The sequence below is a fragment of the Sphingomonas sp. genome (assembly GCF_964263785.1).
Lineage (GTDB): Bacteria > Pseudomonadota > Alphaproteobacteria > Sphingomonadales > Sphingomonadaceae > Sphingomonas.
Map to the genome: position 1 here is coordinate 21,507 of NZ_CAXVWL010000058.1, position 16,296 is coordinate 37,802.

Here is a 16,296-nt window from a genome sequence, read left to right on the forward strand (position 1 = left end):
GCGTCCTTCCAGTGTTCTGACTCAGATGACCGACACGGCCGCCGCAGCCCCTAGCAGCTACCCCGCGCGGCGACAATTCGACGTGCGCGGGCCGGTTCGCGCGGGGCGAGAGGCTGTCGAGCGCTGGCTGGAGGCGGAGCGCGACCAGTTGCCGTTGTGGTTGCCGGTGATGCTGGGGCTGGGGGTGGCGGCCTATTTCCTGCTGCCGGATGCGCGGAGCTGGGCGGCGTGTGCGCTGGGGTGCGCGGCGGGCGGGGTGTTCGGCATCGCGCTGGGCGCCGGGGGGCGTGCGGCGCGGGTGGTGGCGATCGGCGGGCTGGCAGCGGCATTGGGCACCGGGCTGATCTGGTGGCGGGCGGAGCGGGTCGCGGCGCCGGTGCTGGCGCGGCCGGCGGTGGTGACGTTCCAGGGGCGGGTGGACAGGGTCGAGCCGCTGGCGGCACGCGGACTGGTCCGGCTGACGGTGGAGGACGTCGGCACCGGAGCGGGCGCGCGGGGGCCGATCGCGCTGCCGCGACGGTTGCGGGTGAATTTGGCCGATGCCGACGTGCCCGCGGGGCTGGTGGCGGGCGCGGTCGTGCGGCTGCGCGCGCGGTTGATGCCGCCGCCGGTCGCGGCGGTACCGGGGGCCTACGATTACGCGCGAGTCGCCTGGTTCGACGGGGTTGGCGCGATCGGGCGGGGGTTTGCGCCTGTGGCGGTCGTGTCGGGCGGGGGAGGGACCGACGGGCTGCGCGCCCGGCTGACCCGGCACATCACCGGGCAGGTCGCGGGGAGCGCGGGCGGGATTGCGGCGGCGCTGGCGACGGGGGATATCGGCGCGATCTCCGAGGACGATTCGGACGCGATGCGCCGCGCCGGGCTGGCGCATCTGCTGTCGGTGAGCGGGCTGCACATCACTGCGGCGGTGACGGCGACGATGCTGGTCGTGCTGCGAATCTTGGCGCTGAGCCCGTGGCTGGCGCTCAGGGTACGGTTGCCGCTGGTGGCGGCGGGTGCGGGGGCGGCGGCAGCGATCGGCTATACCCTGCTGACGGGGTCTCAGGTGCCGACCATCCGATCGTGCGTCGCGGCGCTGATGGTGCTCGCCGCTCTGGCGCTCGGACGACAGGCGTTGACGCTCCGGTCGGTGGCGGCGGGGGCGACCGTCGTGTTGCTGGTGTGGCCCGAGGCGCTGGTGGGCCCGAGTTTTCAGCTGTCGTTCGCGGCGATCACCGCGATCATGGCGTTTCACGAGCACCCCAAAGTCGCGGCGTTCTTCGGGCCGCATGAGGAGGGGCGGTGGCGGCGGATGGGGCGGGGCGTCGTATCGCTGCTGGCGACGGGGTTGCTGGTGGAGGCGTCGCTGATGCCGACCGCGGTGTACCATTTCCACAAGGCGGGATTGTACGGTGCGCTCGCCAACATGGTTGCGATCCCGCTGACGACCTTCGTGGTGATGCCGCTGGAGGCGTTGGCGCTGGTGCTTGACGCGGCGGGACTGGGCGCGCCGGCGTGGTGGCTGACCGAGCGAGCGCTGGCGGGGTTGCTGTGGCTGGCGCGCGTGGTTGCGGCGGCGCCGGGGTCGGTGGCGGCGCTGCCTGCCATGCCTGACGGTGCCTATGGCTTGGCGGTAGTCGGCGGATTGTGGATAGCCTTGTGGCGCACGAAGCTACGACGTCTGGGAGCGGTGCCGCTGATTGCGGGGATCGCCTGGGCTTTGACGACGCCCGCGCCAGACGTGCTCGTGACGGGTGACGGGCGGCATGTCGCAGTGCGGACCGCGCGCGGCGTCGCGCTGCTGCGTGACCGGGCGGGGGATTACGTCCGGGACACGCTGGCGGCCAATGCAGGTTTCGATGGCGAGCCGCTGCTGCTGGCCGAGCAGTCCGACGCCTCGTGCAGCCGCGACCTTTGCGCGTCGGACGTCATGGCACGCGGAAGGCGGTGGCGGGTGCTGGCGACGCGGAGCGCGTACCTGGTGCCCGCTGCCGAGCTGATCGCGGCGTGCGGGTCGGCCGATATCGTCGTCAGCGAGCGGGCGCTGCCGAAGCGGTGTACGCCGCGATGGTTACGGCTGGATCGATCGACCTTGTCAAAGAGCGGCGGGGTGGCGGTGACGCTTGCAACCGGCAAGACCGTCACCGTCCTCGATCCCGCCGACCGGCATCCCTGGCGGGTGCCGCCGCAGACCGCGGTCGCACCGTTCAATCGTAGCGGCGCAGGATCCCCGAGAGCTTACCCTGGATACGGACCTGCGCGGGGGCGTAGCGCTGGGGATCGTAGGCGCGGTTGGCGGGATCGAGGCGGACCATCGCACCTTCGCGACGGAAATATTTGAGCGTCGCCTCGCTATCCTCGATCAGCGCCACGACGATCTCGCCGTCGCGCGCCACGTCGGTGCGGCGGACGAGCGCGAAGTCGCCGTCGAGGATGCCGGCATCGACCATCGAGTCGCCCGCGACTTCCAGCGCATAATGCTCGCCCGCGCCGAGCAGCGCGGCGGGAACTGCGAGCATCGCCGAGCCCTCGAACGCCTCGATCGGCACGCCCGCGGCGATGCGGCCGTGGAGGGGAATTTCGATGACGTCGTTGGCGGGTGCCGGCGGCGTCGATCGTGTCGAAACTTCTCTATCATCGCGCGCAGACGGCATGGTGGCGGCGCGTGTCATTACGGAGCCGGAACGTTCGGGCATGCGCAGCACCTCCAGCGCGCGGGCGCGATTGGGGAGGCGGCGGATGAACTGGCGTTCCTCCAGCGCGCTGATGAGGCGGTGGACGCCGGACTTGGATTTGAGGTCGAGCGCATCCTTCATCTCCTCGAACGAGGGCGACACCCCGGTCTCGGCGAGGCGATCGTTGATGAAGCACACGAGCTCGTGCTGCTTGCGGGTGAGCATGGCGTTTTCTCCGTCCGGGAACAGACGTGGAACTTCTATGGAACGCACTTGGCGTCGTCAAGCGATATGCAGGATTTCCGCCGAGTCGCCTGCGCGCGCGGCGGGGGCGTGTGCGGGGCGGACGATGAGGCACGTCGCGCGCGCCAGGGTGAGCAGCATCGAGCTGTCCTGGATCGCGGCGGCATACGCCCGTCCGCCCCGGACCGCGGCGCGGAGATAGTCGGTGCGGGGGCCGTTGGCTGGGAGATCCTCGCCCAGAATCGCGGTGGTCGTTGGCGGGAGCGGGTCGGCGGCGCCGCAGAGATGGGCGATCACCGGCTTCACGAACAGGATCGCGGTGACGAACGCCGATACGGGGTTGCCGGGGAGGCCAAGGACGGTGGCGCCGTTCAGGCGGCCGGCCATCATCGGCTTGCCGGGCCTGAGCGCGATGCGCCAGAAGTCGATGGCACCGCCTGCGGCCTCGAGCGCGGGGCGAACGAGGTCGTGGTCGCCGACCGACGCGCCGCCGGTGGTGACGAGGAGGTCGCATTCGACGCTCGCGAAGGCGGCGGTGAGCGCGTCGAGGCGGTCGGGCAGGATGCCGAGATCGATCACGTCGACGGGCAGATCGGCGAGCATCGCGGCGAGCATCGCGCCGTTCGATTCGGGGAGCTGGACGCCAGTGATGGGGGCGCCGGGGGCGACGAGCTCGTCCCCGGTCGCGACGATGGCGACGCGCGCGCGGCGGCGGACGGGGAGCGTGGCGACCCCGCCGGTCGCCGCGACCGCGATGCGCGCGGGGGTGAGGCGCTGGCTCGCCTCGATCAGCCGGTCGCCGACCGTGAAGTCGAGCCCTTTTGCTCGGGTGTTGCGGCCGAGGTGGGCGGGGCCTTCACCTGCTAGGGTGAGGGTGTCGCGCTCGCGCGCGGCCTCCTCCTGGATGAGGACAGTGTCGGCGCCGTGCGGCATGGCGGCGCCGGTGAAGATGCGGGTCGCTTCGTACGCGCCAACGGTGCCGGTGAAGGGGCGTCCGGCGGCGCTCTCGCCGACTACGCGCCAAGGGCCCGGCAGGTCGGCGAAGCGAATGGCGTAGCCGTCCATCGCGGACAGATTCGCCGCGGGTTGGGTGCGCGCGGCGAGGACGGCGGCGGCCGCCCAGCGACCTGCGGCTTGGCGAAGGGGGGCGTCCTCGCTGGGGAGGTGGGGGGTGAGGGCGAGGAGGCGGGTTTGGGCTTCCGCGACGGGGAGGAGTGCCATCGTGACGCTCGTGAACAAAGCGTGTGAGGAGGTCAACGAGTCGGTGGTATCCGTTTGTGAATGGCCGCCATTGGTGGTTAGCTACATTCGCTCTACGGTATAAATCGGCTTATGACGCAGCAGGCTCTTTCCTTCCGCAGGGTGCCCGTTGGGCAAACCGCGCCCGGTCGTCGGTACGTATATGGCGAGGTATCGCTGGGCGAACTAAAGGAGCCATTCTGGTCTGGAACCTACGTCTGGACCCCCGATAAATATAAGCGTCACTGGGTGGCTGCTGCGAGACGGTGCTTAGCTACGCGGCTTCCGGTACTATTCTACACGGACGTAGGGGTCAGAGCGTCAATGGCGTATCACGTCGTGCCGACCGCAACCGGCCTGCTCGTTTTCGAGCAGATATTCCGAGGCCCGCGCCAACCCCTGACCCGCGAAGGTGCAGCCCGAGAAGCACTCCGAGCAAGAGATCGCGTGTCCTATTGGACCGCTCCTGTTGCCTCTCTGCAATCGCTTGCCAATGGCAGGTGAATGTCCGCAATTGGGCGATAGCCGCCAGTTCGCTTCTCTAGCGGTTCGTTAGCAAACAAGCTGAAGAGTCACCCCTGCGCCTCTGCCACATAACGGCGCAGCACGCTGTTGATTTCGGTCTGGTAGCCGCGATCCCGGGCGTGGGCCTTGAACCATTCCACGACGTCCGCATCGAGGCGCAGCGTGACCGGGGTTTTGCGCGCGCGGTAGAGGCCGGGGCGGGCGTTGAGCGAGGCTTCGGGGATGTCGGTCGTGTCGATCCGGTCGTCGGGTAGCTCGGCGAGGCCGTCAATCTGGATGACTTCCATCCGGGAAATGCCAGGAAGCGCCTTGAACGACATCGAATTACCGTTGCTCATCCAGCGATGGCCATTCACGGGCGGTGTGGATCAGGACCAGAATCCAGACTTCGTTCTCGACAACCTCGTACACCAACCGATAGCTGCGGTGCGGCGTCAGTTCGCGCGTGCCGGCGATCTCGCCGGGATGGCCGAGCATCGGGAAATCGACAAGGCGGGCAGCGGCGTCGCTGAAAAGTTGGTCGATTCGAACCGCTGCATCGGGGTTGCGCGATTTAAGATAGTTCCAGATCGCAGCGCGATCCTGTCTGGCTTCGGGCGTCCAGACGACGTTCACGCCTGATCGGCAATCCTCGCCCGGCGGGCGGCGAAATCGGCTTCGACGGCTTCGTTCGATTGGCCTTGCCCATTGCGCACCGAGGCACGTGCGGCATCGACCTTGCGTTGCAGGAACTCGGTTCGTGCGCGCTGTCTTTGCTGTTGGTTGACGAACTCGCGCATGAGTTCACGCACGACCTGCGATGCCGGGCGGTGGCTCGCTTCGGCCTCGGCCATGAACTCCGCGCGTAGGTCCGCTTCGAGCTTCATTGTGAATACCGCAGCTTTCGACATTGGCCCTCCGTCCATACTGACGACGTATATACGCTGCCAGCACTCGCAGCAACGCGTCCGCTTCGCAATCCGCCGTTCGATATGCCCCCGGTCCGCCGGTTCGCGGCCATTCGGACAGACGGGGTGGCTCTCGCGCTGTTCTCAGGGTCGAGATCAAGCCGTCCAATCGCCCGATTTGCCCCCCGACTTGGCGATCACCCGGACGCCGTCGATGGTCATGGTCTTATCCACCGCCTTGACCATGTCGTAGAGGGTCAGCAATGCGACGGTGGCGGCGGTGAGGGCTTCCATTTCGACGCCGGTCTTGCCGACGGTGGCGCAGGTGGCGGTGACGGTTATGCCGGTTTCGTCCGCGGCCATGTCGACGCTCACGCGGGTGAGGGGGAGGGGGTGGCAGAGCGGGATCAGGTCGGCGGTGCGCTTGGCGGCCATGATGCCGGCGATGCGCGCGGCGGCGAGGACGTCGCCTTTTTTCATGGTGGCGTCGTGGACCAGCGCGAGGGCCTGCGCGGACATGGTGATGCGGCCGGTGGCGGTGGCTTCGCGGGGAGTTTCGGGTTTGGCGGCGACGTCGACCATGCGGGCGGCACCGGTTTGGTCGAGGTGGGTGAGCGCGGTCATCCGATCAACGTCCGCGTCGCCGCTTCGATGTCGGCGGCGCGCATCAGGGCTTCGCCGATCAGGAAGCTGCGGACGCCGTGTCCGGCCATCGCGTCGAGGTCGGCGCGAGTGGTGAGGCCGCTTTCGGCGACGAAGGTGCAGCCGGGGGGAGCGAGCTTGACGAGGTCGTAGGTGCGCCCGAAGTCGACGGTGAAGTCGCGCAGGTCGCGGTTGTTGACGCCGATCAGGCGGGATTTGAGTTTGAGCGCGCGATCGAGTTCCTGCGCGTCGTGGACTTCGACGAGGACGTCCATGCCGCAGTCGATCGCGGCGGCCTCGATCTCGGCCATCTGCGCGTCTTCGAGCGCGGCGACGATGATCAGGATCGCGTCGGCGCCGATGCTGCGTGCTTCGGTCGCCTGCCAGGGGTCGACCAGAAAATCCTTGCGCAGAACCGGGAGCGACACCGCTTCGCGCGCGGCCTTCAGGTAGGCGTCGGACCCCTGGAACCATTGTTCGTCGGTGAGGACCGACAGGCAGGCAGCACCGCCAGCCTGGTAGGCGCGGGCGTGGGCAGGCGGATCGAAGTCGGCGCGGATCAGGCCTTTGGAAGGGCTGGCCTTCTTGATCTCGGCGACGAGCGCATAGCCGGGGGCGGCGTCGAGCGCGGCGCGGAAGCCGCGGGGTTTGGTCACCGCGGCGATGCCGGCGTCGAGGTCGGCGAGGCTGGTGGTCGCCTTGCGGGCGGCGACTTCGGCGCGCTTGGTTTCGATGATCCGGTCGAGCATCGTCATCGGTAGGCGATCCAGCGGTCTAGGAGGGTGTCGGCCTTGCCCGCATCGAGCGACTCCGCCGCGAGCGCCGCGCCCTCGGGCAACGTTGCCGCGCGGCCGGCGACGACGAGCGCGGCGGCGGCGTTGAGGAGGACGGCGTCCCTGTACGCGCCTCGCTCGCCGGTGAGCAGGCGGCGGAGCGCGGCGGCGTTCTCGCGGGCGTCGCCGCCGCGGATGGCGGCGATGGGGTGGCGGGGGAGGCCGGCGTCCTCGGGGGCGATGCGGGAGGGGAGGTCGACGCTGCCGACCGCGATCGCGACGCTGTGGCCTGCGCCGGAGAGCTCGTCGAGGCCTTCGTCGCCCGAGACGACGAGCGCGGCCTGGGTGCCGAGTTGGGCGAGGGCTTCGGCGTAGAGCGGGGCGTAGTCCGGCCTTGCGATGCCGATCAGCTGGCGGGTGACGCCTGCGGGGTTGGCGAGCGGGCCCATGAGGTTGAAGATGGTGCGGCGGCCGATGGCTTTGCGGATCGGGGTGATGCGCGCCATCGCCGGGTGGTGGTTGGCGGCGAAGAGGAAGGCGATGCCGATATCGGCGAGGCTTTGCTCGGCCGACGCGCCTGCTCGCGCCATGTCGAGGCCGAGTGCTTCCAGCGTGTCGGCGGCGCCGGCCTTGCTGGAGGCGGCGCGGTTGCCGTGCTTGGCGACGGGGACGCCCGCCGCGGCGACAACGAGCGCGACCGCGGTGGAGACATTGAGTGTGTGGTGGCCGTCGCCGCCGGTGCCGCAGACGTCGATCGCGCCGGGCGGGGCGGCGATGGGGATGAGGCGCCGGCGGAGCGCGCGGGCGGCTTCGGCGATCTCGATCGACGTTTCGCCACGGTCGCTCAGGCCGATCAGGAAGGTGGCGATGGCGTCCTCGTCGGGCAGGCCGTCGAGGATGTCGGCGAACGCCTGGCGCGCGGACTCGCGGGAGAGGGGTGATTCGGTACCGGGGAGGAGAGTGGTGACGGTCACGCGAGTTCCCTCACCGGCATGCCTGCGATGCGGAGGAAATTCGCCAGCATGGCGTGGCCGTGTTCGGTGGCGATGCTTTCGGGGTGAAATTGAACGCCGTGGATCGGGAGGGTTGCGTGGGCCAGCCCCATGACGAGACCGTCTTCGGTGCGGGCATTGACCCTCAGCGTGTCCGGGACATCGTTGACGACGAGCGAGTGGTAGCGGGTGGCGGTGAAGGGCGTCGGCAGGCCTTCGAACACGCCGGTCGCGTCGTGGTGGATCGCGGAGGTCTTCCCGTGCATCAGGCCGCCGCGCTCGACACGTCCGCCGAAATGCTGGCCGATCGCCTGGTGGCCGAGGCAGACGCCGAGCAGCGGCTTTCTCGCGTCGGCGCAGGCGCCGACCAGGTCGAGGCTGACGCCTGCCTCGGTCGGCGTGCAGGGACCGGGCGAGATGAGGAAGGCCTCGGCGCCCGACGACAGCGCCTGGCCCGCCGAGATCGCGTCGTTGCGCACGACCTCGACCGCCGCGCCCAGCTCCATCAGGTAATGGACGAGGTTCCAGGTGAAGCTGTCGTAATTGTCGATGACGAGGATCATGCGCGCAACCGGATCATGCGGGTTCCATAGTCGAAGCAAGCGCGCGCGCAACGGCCACGGTGTCGCCACGGCGCGCGCGGATCGAAGCACGGCAGGGCGCGTTTACCCGCATGAAGGAGTTCATACGATGCGTATCGCGATCTTTGCCTTGCTGGCGACCCTGTCCGCCCCGGCTATCGCTGCGGGGCAGCAGGGAGAATCGTCGGCGCCGCCGCAGCGGGTACGCAGCGTTGCGATCGAGCGTGGGCAGGCCTGCCCCAAGGCAGTCGGCGACGAGGTCGTCGTCTGCACCGTGATCGGCGAACCGTACCGGATTCCCAAGCCGCTAAGGGATTCGGGCGAAGTCGGCGCGGCGAACCAGAGCTGGGTCAACCGCGCAGCGACGGTGGATCAGGTCGGGCGGGTTGCGGGCGGCTTGCCGGACACGTGTTCGCCGGTGGGCACGGGTGGGCAATCGGGGTGTTCGATCGCGCGGAACCAGGCCTTTGCGGCGGACAAGCGCGCGCGCGAAGCGGATGCGGCAGCGGTACCGGGCGGAGGGGAGTAGGCCTTCTTATTCTCCCCGAGCTCTGCTTCGAGGAGGACTGACTCATTGTCCATAGCCCGCTTCGGCTGCCCGTAGAACCGCTTCTCGGGCGGCGGCGAGGATGGCGCCGGCCTTGGCTTCGCATTCGCGCTGCTCGGAGGCGGGATCGCTGTCGGCGACGATGCCGGCTCCCGCTTGGGCGTGGATGACGCTGTCCTTCACGATCGCGGTGCGCAGGACGATGCACGAATCCATCGATCCGTCGGGAGAGAAATAGCCGACGCCGCCCGCATAGGCGCCGCGCTTCTCGGGTTCGAGCTCGGCGATGATCTGGCAGGCGCGGACCTTGGGCGCGCCGCTGACCGTGCCCGCGGGAAAACCCGCGAACAGCGCGTCGAGGGCGTCGTGGCTAGGCGAGAGCATGCCGACCACGTTCGAGACGATGTGCATGACGTGGCTGTAGAGTTCGACGGTGTAGCTGTCGGTCACCCGGACGCTGCCCGGTGCGGCGGCGCGGCCGGTGTCGTTACGGCCGAGATCGAGGAGCATGAGGTGCTCGGCGCGCTCCTTGGGATCGGCGAGCAGGTCGGCGCGGTTGGCGTCGTCCTCCGCCGCGGTCTTGCCGCGCGGGCGGGTGCCGGCGATCGGGCGGATCGTGATCTCGCCGTCGCGGACGCGGACGAGGATTTCGGGGCTCGATCCGATCAGCGCAAAGCCGGGCAGGTCGAGGTGGTAGAGGAAGGGCGACGGGTTGATCCGGCGCAGCGAGCGGTAAAGCTCGAACGGCGGCAGCGCGAAGGGGGCGGAGAAGCGCTGGGCGAGGACGACCTGGAAGATGTCGCCGGCGCGGACGTATTCCTGCGCGCGGGCGACCATCGCCTTGTAGACTTCGGGCGCGATCGCCGGGGTGTAATCGGGCGCGATGCCGTCGCCGCGTACCGGCACGGGGAGCGGCGTGGTGGCGAGGCGGGCGGCGGTGGCGTCGAGACGCTCCTCGGCGGCGGCGACGCTCGCCTGTGGGTCGGCGCCGGGCCAGACGGGGGCGATGAGGTAGAGCGCGTCGGCGAGGCGGTCGAACACCAGCACGACGCTGGGGCGGACGAAGATCATGTCGGGAAGCGCCAGCGGGTCGGCGTTCGGCACCGGCAGCGTCTCGACCAGCCCGACGGTCTCGTAGCCGAAATAGCCGACCAGGCAGGCGAGCGCGCGCGGGAGCTCGGGCGGAACATCGGCACGGCATTCGGCGACCAGTGCGCGCAGCGCGTCGAGGGTGGGGCGAGAGTCCTCGACGAAGGCGTCGCGGTCGTGCGCCCAGCGGCGGTTGACCTCGGCACGGGAGCCGTGGGCGCGCAGGACGAGATCGGGGGCGAGGCCGATCAGGCTGTGGCGCCCGCGGGTGGCGCCGCCCTCGACCGATTCGAGCAGGAAGTCGCCGCGGCCGGGCTCGATCAGCCTGAGCGCGGCGGCAACCGGGGTTTCGGTGTCGGCGACGTGGCGGCGCCAGACGAAGCCGGGGCGGCCTGCTCGGAGTGCAGCAAGCGCCTCGTCCCGGCCCTCGATCAATTGCCGGACTGGCCCTGCAGGTCGCGGCGGACCTTTGCCACCGCCGCGGCGTCGGTCTTCACGCCCACGGTGTTGCGGACCGCGCGCGCGAACTGATCGACATATTCGCGGCCCACCGCGCGGCCGAGATCGGCGCGGGTGGCGGCCAGCAGCCCGGCATTGCCGCGTGCATCGCCCGGCTGCACGCTTTCGGCGCGGACGATGTACCAGCCCGCATTGTTGGCGGCCTCCAGCGTCTTAGCGCTGTTCGGCGCCATGCTGAACATCAGCGCCAGCGGCGGTTCGGCGCCGCGCGGGTTCTGCGCCAGCGCCAGGCGCGACGTGGCGACTGGGCGGACCGGCGGGAGCGCGACGCCGGCTTGCGCGACCGCCTGCGCCAGCGGTGTGCCGCGATTAACCTTGGCCAAGACATCGTTGGCGATGCGGCGTGCGGCCTGGCGGGCGCGCTCGGCGGTGAAGTCCCTGGCCACGGCCTCGCGGACTTCGGCGAGCGGGCGCGGGGCGGCGGCGACGGTGCGGCCGAGCGCGACGAGCGCGAAGCTGCCGTCCTTGCCGGTCGACACCAGCGACGGTGGATCGCCGTCCTGCGCCTGGAACGCCGCGGTCGCGACCGGCGCCAGCGCCGGATCGGCGGGGGTGCCGGGGGCGAGTGGGTCGGTGCCGTTGGCGAGCAGCGCGGGCGTGGTGAGGGAGGTCAGCTTGCGATCCGCGACGACCTCGTCGAAGGTCGCGTTCTTGGATACCGCCTCGTCGATCGCATTCTGCATGTCGGCGAGGCCTTCGGTGGTCTTGCGCGCCTTGATGGCATTGGCGATCTCGTCGCGCGCCTGCGCCAGCGAGCGGCCGGCGACCTGTTCGACCTTGACCACGCGCGAGACCGTCCAGCCGAGCGGCCCGCGGAGTGGACCGACGACCGAGCCTTGCGGGGCGGCGAAGACCGCATCAGCAAGCGCGGGCGAGGCGGCGGCGGTGTAGGTGGGCTTGTCGACGCCAGTCTGGGTCGATGCTTCCAGCCCGGCTGCGCTGGCGGCCTGGGAGATATCGGTGCCGCCGCGGACCTTGGCGGCCAGCGCCTGCGCGCCCGCCTGGTCGGCGACAACGACCTGCGCAACCGTGCGCTTCTCGGTCGCGGCATATTTCGTGCGATCGGCGGCGTACGCTGCGGCGATCTCGGCATCGCTCGGTTGCACGTTGATCGACGCCGGGGTGACCAGCGCATAGCGTGCCACCCGGCGCTCGGGCAGGGTATAGCGCGCCACGTTGCGGGTGTAGTAAGCCTGGAGCTCGGGGCCGGTGGGCGCCGCACCCGCGGTCATCGCGCTCGACGGAATGAGCGCGATCTGCCCGGTCCGCCGTTCGAGCAGCAGCGAGGCATAAGGCAACGCGAGCCCGGCGGGCACGCCCGATGCGCCCGAGATCGGCGCGATCAGGCTTTGCGCGATGGTGTCGCGCGCGAAATCGCGGCGGATCGCGGTGTCGGTCAGGCGCCGCTCGCTGAGAAGGCGCGCGTAGATGGCGGGATCGAACTTGCCGTTGGGACCCTGGAGCGCGGGGATGCTGGCGAGCTGGCCGTCGATCGAGCGCTTGCTGACCGCCATGCCCTGAGACAGCCCGAACTGCTCGAGTGCGAGGCCCGCGATCTCGCGATCCAGCGTCGATTCCAACCCGCCCTGCGCGAGGAATTGCGCCATGTCGGCGGTCGGCTGCTGCTGGCGCGCGGCATCCACCGCGGTTTGCGCGCGCGATCGCAGATCGGCGGCGGTCACCTCCGCCTTGCCAACGCTGGCGACATCGCCCCCCGCCACGCCGCTGCTGCCGTTCGCCAGCCCGGTGATGTCGGTCGCCGCAAATGCCAGTGCGATGACGCCGAGCACGATGAAGGTGACGACGATGCCGGCCTTGGAATTGATGAGACGGCGAAAGAAGCTGAGCATGAAGGCGCGATCGGTGATGGACAGGAGGCTTGCGCTTTAGGGGCGGGTCGTTCGGGCTTCAAGCTGCGGCTGTGTGCGGCTAGGGTGGGTACAGCGGGATAATACCGTCCGCCCTGAGCGAAGTCGAAGGGCATGGTTTTGGGCGATGTGCTTCGACTTCGCTCAGCACGAACGGAAATTGGGGACATGGAGTGATGATGCGACGCAAGCTGGTGGCGGGGAATTGGAAGATGAACGGGTCGTGCGCGGCTCTGGCCGAGCTGGACGGCATCGCTGTGGCGGCTGCGGCTGCGCCGGGCGTCGACGTGGCGGTGGCGGTGCCGTTCACGCTGATCGCGCCCGCGGCCGAGCGGGTGCCCGCGCTGGTGATCGGGGCGCAGGACGTCCACCCGGCGGCAGGCGGCGCGCATACCGGCTGCGTCTCCGCGGCGATGGTCGCGGAGGCGGGCGCGCGCTTCACCCTGGTGGGGCATAGCGAGCGGCGGTGCGACCAGGCGGAGAGCGACGGCGACGTGAAGGCGAAGGCCGAGGCGGCGTATCGTGCCGGGCTGACGGTCATCCTGTGCGTCGGCGAGCAGCTCGCCGAGCGCGATGCGGGGCGCGCGGAGGCGGTGGTGACCGGGCAGGTAGCGGCGTCGCTGCCCGATGGCGCGGCGGCGGCGTGGCTGTCGATCGCCTACGAGCCGGTGTGGGCGATCGGAACCGGGCGGACCCCGACGGTGGCGGACGTGGCGCAGATGCACGGCGCGATCCGGCGGCAGCTGGCGGCGTCGATCGGCGAAGAAGCGGACGCCGTGCGGATCCTGTATGGCGGATCGGTGACTGCGGACAATGCGGCCGGGTTGCTCCGTGCGGGGGATGTCGACGGGGCGCTGGTGGGGGGAGCGAGTCTCACGGCGGCGAAGTTCGTGCCGATCGTCGAGGCAGCGGCGGCGTTGTGACCCTGCTCCCCTCCCCCTTGCGGGAGAGGATCAAGGATAGCGTGTCCTCAGCATCGCGAACGCCGCCCGTAGCCCGAACGCATCGCCGCCCTTCGGCCGCCCCGGTTTCGCCGCGGGCCGCCAGGCGAAGACGTCGAGGTGCGCCCACGGTATGTCCGCCGGCACGAACCGGCGCAGGAACAGCGCCGCGGTGATCGCGCCCGCGAAGCCGCCGTCGGGGGCGTTGACCAAGTCGGCGGTGTCGCTCTTGAGCATCTCGTCATAGCCGTCCCACAGCGGCATCCGCCACAACGGGTCCTGCTCGTCATGCGCCGCGACGAGCAGGTCGGCGGCGAGCGCCTCGTCGTTGGCGAACAGTGGCGGCAGATCGGGGCCGAGCGCGACGCGCGCCGCACCGGTGAGGGTGGCGAAATCGAGGATGAGTTCGGGTTTGCCCTCGACCGCTTTCGTCAAGGCGTCGCCGAGGATCAGGCGACCTTCGGCGTCGGTGTTGGTGTTCTCGACGGAGAGTCCCTTGCGCGTCTTGAGCACGTCGCCGGGGCGAAAGGCGTTGCCTGCGATGGCATTCTCCACCGCGGGGATCAGCAGGTGAAGCCTTACCGGGAGCTTGGCCGCCATCACCAGCTCGGCGAGTGCCAGCGCGTGCGCGGCGCCGCCCATATCCTTCTTCATCAGCCGCATGCCCGCGGACGGCTTGATATCGAGCCCGCCGGTGTCGAAGGTCACACCCTTGCCGACGATGGCGACGCGGGGGTGTCCGGCATCGCCCCAATCCAGCTCGATCAGCCGCGGATGGCGGTCCTTGGCTGCTGCCTGACCGACCGCGTGGATCATCGGGTAGCCGCTCGCCAGCGCGTCGCCGCGGGTGACGGTGAGCGCCGCGTGGTGTCGGGTCGCGAGTGTCTGGGCGGCAGCTTCGAGGTCGCCCGGCCCCATGTCGCCCGCGCCGGTGTTGACGAGGTCGCGCACCGTCGCGGTCGCGGCGGCGAGTGCAAGCGCCGATGCGATCCCGGCGGCGTCGCGGGTCAGGAGGATGCGCGGCCCGGCGCCCTCGCTCTTGCGGTAGCGATCGAAACGATATTGCCCGAGCACCCAGCCGAGCGCGGGCGGGCAATCGCCGGCGATGCGGTACGGTCCTTCTGGCAGCATTTCGGCGAGCTTGGCCAGTGCCCAGGGCGACGCGGTATCGTCGACGGCGGCGACGACCTGCCAGCCGTCGCCATCGGGCAGGATCGCGTGGGACCCCGCCTTGCCCGCGAACCGCTGACCCGCGGCGATCGCACGAACCGGGCCCGATTGCTGCGCGAGCCAGCCGTCGAAGGCATCCGGCGCGATCAGCGTGATCGTGTGTGCGGGCTGGCCGCGGTCGGCTTCGAGCAGGGCTGCCATGGCGGTCAGTTCGCCGGCTGGACGAGGAATTGTTCGTAGCGCCCGGTGACGCCGGGTTCGGCATAGGTGATGATGCGCAGCGTCCTGTTCGGGTAGGTCACGGTGTAGTTGCGGTTGACGAAGCCGCCGCGCAGCCGAGGTCCGCGAACGGGCGCGAACCCGGTCGGCTCGCCGAGCGCGCCGAGGCTGGCGGCGTAATCGGCGCGGGCGGCGGCATCGAAATAATAGTTCGAATCCTCGGTCATCGTTGCCGGATCGAGCGTGCCCGAGCGCAGCATGTCGTAGATGCGGCGTGCCTGTGCGGTCTTGGCGGTTTCGTCGACCGCGTCTGAGGCCGCAGCGGTTTTGGCCGGCAGAACGGTGGCGACGATACCCTTGGCGATCGTTTCCGTGGCATCGGAGAAATCGGCGTTGATGAAGACGACCACCGCGGCCTTGTCATCGGGAAAGACGATGTTCTCGCTGAGGAAACCGACCGCTTCGCCGGAGTGCTCGACATAGTGGCGTCCGTCGGTCCAGGTGCCGACGCTGACGCCCAGGCCGTAGCCGGTGTCCTTGCCGTCGGCGAGCTTGACCGCGGTTTCCTGCGCCTGCCAGTCCTCGGGCCGGAGCACCGTGCGGTCGATCCGCGCGATATCCCAGCGAGCGAGATCGGCGGTGCTCATCGCGAGCTCGCCCGCGGCGAACAACCAGCCGCGTGCAGCCGGCGGCGCGACGCGGACCGGGCCGAGCGCGAACCGGTGATAGCCCTGCGGGTATCGCGCGCCGACCGCCTTGTCCTGGTCGATCGCGGTCATGCCGAGCGGCTTGAAGATGCGGCGCTGGAGAAAGGCGAGCAGCGGTTCGCCCGCGACCTTCTCGACCACCAGCCCGGCGACGACATAGCCGGTGTTCGAATATTGCCACTGCGTACCCGGCGCGAAATCGGGCGGCTTCCTGGCCCAGCGATCGACGATGCCCTGCGGGGTGGTCGGCTTCTCCATCGCGGGAAAGCTGTAATCCTGCGGCCAATAATCCTGGAGCCCGGCGGTGTGGCTGACCAGCTGGCGCAGCGTGATCCTGTCGCCGCCGGTCACGCCGGGGACGTATTGCGACACGGTGTCGTCGAGGCTGAGCTTGCCGTCGCGCTGGAGCAGCAGGAGGGCGGCGGCGGTGAATTGTTTGGAGATCGAGGCGATCTGATAGGGCAATTCGGGCCGCGCCTGCGCCATCTTCTCGGACGCCTTGCCATAGGCGCGGGTGAAGACGATCTGCCCGCCGCGAACGACCGCAACCGAGGCGGAGGGTACGCCGGTGGAGGCGAGCGAGGTCTCGACGATTCTATCGATCGCGGCGGTTTCCGCCGGGGTGATCGCCTGCGCGGCGGCGAGCGAGGGGCAGCATAGAGCGGCGGCGGCGGCGAGCGTTCTCGGGAGCATGCAACCT

General features: G+C 69.9%; 15 protein-coding genes and 1 pseudogene. 3 read left to right on the plus strand and 13 right to left on the minus strand.

Annotation, left to right across the window (positions count from 1 at the left end; translation table 11 throughout):
- Positions 1–25 precede the first annotated feature (25 nt).
- A pseudogene (locus ACE5C1_RS08140) lies at positions 26–2,191 on the plus strand (ComEC/Rec2 family competence protein); the annotation flags it as partial.
- On the opposite strand, the gene lexA reads toward ACE5C1_RS08140, so the two are convergent.
- The 9 genes from lexA to ACE5C1_RS08185 all read right to left on the minus strand — a co-directional run bounded on the left by lexA (position 2,187) and on the right by ACE5C1_RS08185 (position 8,518).
- Positions 2,187–2,879: a transcriptional repressor LexA gene (lexA, locus tag ACE5C1_RS08145; RefSeq protein WP_374943566.1), complete on the minus strand. Its 693-nt coding sequence runs from the start codon at positions 2,877–2,879 to the stop codon at positions 2,187–2,189. The pseudogene ACE5C1_RS08140 and the gene lexA sit on opposite strands and share 5 nt — an antisense overlap.
- A gap of 57 nt (positions 2,880–2,936) precedes the next feature.
- Positions 2,937–4,118, minus strand: a complete 1,182-nt coding sequence (locus ACE5C1_RS08150) for a molybdopterin molybdotransferase MoeA (protein ID WP_374943567.1) — start codon at positions 4,116–4,118, stop codon at positions 2,937–2,939.
- Between the two features lie 590 nt (positions 4,119–4,708).
- Positions 4,709–5,017 carry a BrnA antitoxin family protein gene (locus tag ACE5C1_RS08155; protein WP_374943568.1) on the minus strand — a complete coding sequence of 103 codons (309 nt, stop codon included), beginning with the start codon at positions 5,015–5,017 and terminating at the stop codon, positions 4,709–4,711.
- On the minus strand, positions 4,986–5,276 hold the full coding sequence (locus ACE5C1_RS08160; RefSeq protein ID WP_374943569.1) for a type II toxin-antitoxin system RelE/ParE family toxin: 291 nt from the start codon (positions 5,274–5,276) through the stop codon (positions 4,986–4,988). The genes ACE5C1_RS08155 and ACE5C1_RS08160 overlap by 32 nt, the downstream gene beginning before the upstream one ends.
- Entirely contained in the window at positions 5,273–5,551 is a 279-nt protein-coding gene (locus ACE5C1_RS08165; RefSeq protein WP_374943570.1) for an antitoxin of toxin-antitoxin stability system, read from the minus strand. The genes ACE5C1_RS08160 and ACE5C1_RS08165 overlap by 4 nt, the downstream gene beginning before the upstream one ends.
- Before the next feature lie 153 nt (positions 5,552–5,704).
- The gene (gene moaC / locus ACE5C1_RS08170; protein ID WP_374943571.1) at positions 5,705–6,172 is read right to left on the minus strand and encodes a cyclic pyranopterin monophosphate synthase MoaC; all 468 of its coding nucleotides are present in this window, start codon (positions 6,170–6,172) and stop codon (positions 5,705–5,707) included.
- The gene (trpC, locus tag ACE5C1_RS08175) at positions 6,169–6,945 is read right to left on the minus strand and encodes an indole-3-glycerol phosphate synthase TrpC (RefSeq protein ID WP_374943572.1); all 777 of its coding nucleotides are present in this window, start codon (positions 6,943–6,945) and stop codon (positions 6,169–6,171) included. The genes moaC and trpC overlap by 4 nt, the downstream gene beginning before the upstream one ends.
- A complete protein-coding gene (gene trpD / locus ACE5C1_RS08180; RefSeq protein ID WP_374943573.1) occupies positions 6,942–7,937 on the minus strand; it encodes an anthranilate phosphoribosyltransferase in 996 nt (331 codons plus the stop codon). The genes trpC and trpD overlap by 4 nt, the downstream gene beginning before the upstream one ends.
- Entirely contained in the window at positions 7,934–8,518 is a 585-nt protein-coding gene (locus tag ACE5C1_RS08185; RefSeq protein WP_374943574.1) for an anthranilate synthase component II, read from the minus strand. Before ACE5C1_RS08185 ends, trpD begins: the two co-directional genes overlap by 4 nt.
- 127 nt (positions 8,519–8,645) lie before the next feature.
- On the opposite strand from ACE5C1_RS08185, the gene ACE5C1_RS08190 reads away from it, so the two are divergent.
- The gene (locus tag ACE5C1_RS08190) at positions 8,646–9,065 is read left to right on the plus strand and encodes a hypothetical protein (RefSeq protein ID WP_374943575.1); all 420 of its coding nucleotides are present in this window, start codon (positions 8,646–8,648) and stop codon (positions 9,063–9,065) included.
- A 42-nt stretch (positions 9,066–9,107) separates the two neighbouring features.
- Here the strand turns inward: ACE5C1_RS08190 and trpE are convergent, their stop codons facing one another.
- Together trpE and ACE5C1_RS08200 are read right to left on the minus strand one after the other, a co-directional pair.
- Positions 9,108–10,607 (minus strand): anthranilate synthase component I, encoded by a 1,500-nt coding sequence (gene trpE / locus ACE5C1_RS08195; protein ID WP_374943576.1) that lies wholly within the window; start codon positions 10,605–10,607, stop codon positions 9,108–9,110.
- A complete protein-coding gene (locus ACE5C1_RS08200; protein WP_374943577.1) occupies positions 10,604–12,541 on the minus strand; it encodes a SurA N-terminal domain-containing protein in 1,938 nt (645 codons plus the stop codon). Before ACE5C1_RS08200 ends, trpE begins: the two co-directional genes overlap by 4 nt.
- A gap of 194 nt (positions 12,542–12,735) precedes the next feature.
- Here ACE5C1_RS08200 and tpiA point away from each other — a divergent pair, with 194 nt between their 5' ends.
- On the plus strand, positions 12,736–13,482 hold the full coding sequence (tpiA, locus tag ACE5C1_RS08205) for a triose-phosphate isomerase (protein ID WP_374943578.1): 747 nt from the start codon (positions 12,736–12,738) through the stop codon (positions 13,480–13,482).
- A 30-nt stretch (positions 13,483–13,512) separates the two neighbouring features.
- On the opposite strand, the gene ACE5C1_RS08210 is transcribed toward tpiA, so the two are convergent.
- Together ACE5C1_RS08210 and ACE5C1_RS08215 are read right to left on the minus strand one after the other, a co-directional pair.
- The gene (locus ACE5C1_RS08210; protein ID WP_374943629.1) at positions 13,513–14,880 is read right to left on the minus strand and encodes a M17 family metallopeptidase; all 1,368 of its coding nucleotides are present in this window, start codon (positions 14,878–14,880) and stop codon (positions 13,513–13,515) included.
- Entirely contained in the window at positions 14,877–16,289 is a 1,413-nt protein-coding gene (locus ACE5C1_RS08215; protein WP_374943579.1) for a serine hydrolase domain-containing protein, read from the minus strand. Before ACE5C1_RS08215 ends, ACE5C1_RS08210 begins: the two co-directional genes overlap by 4 nt.
- Positions 16,290–16,296: the final 7 nt, after the last annotated feature.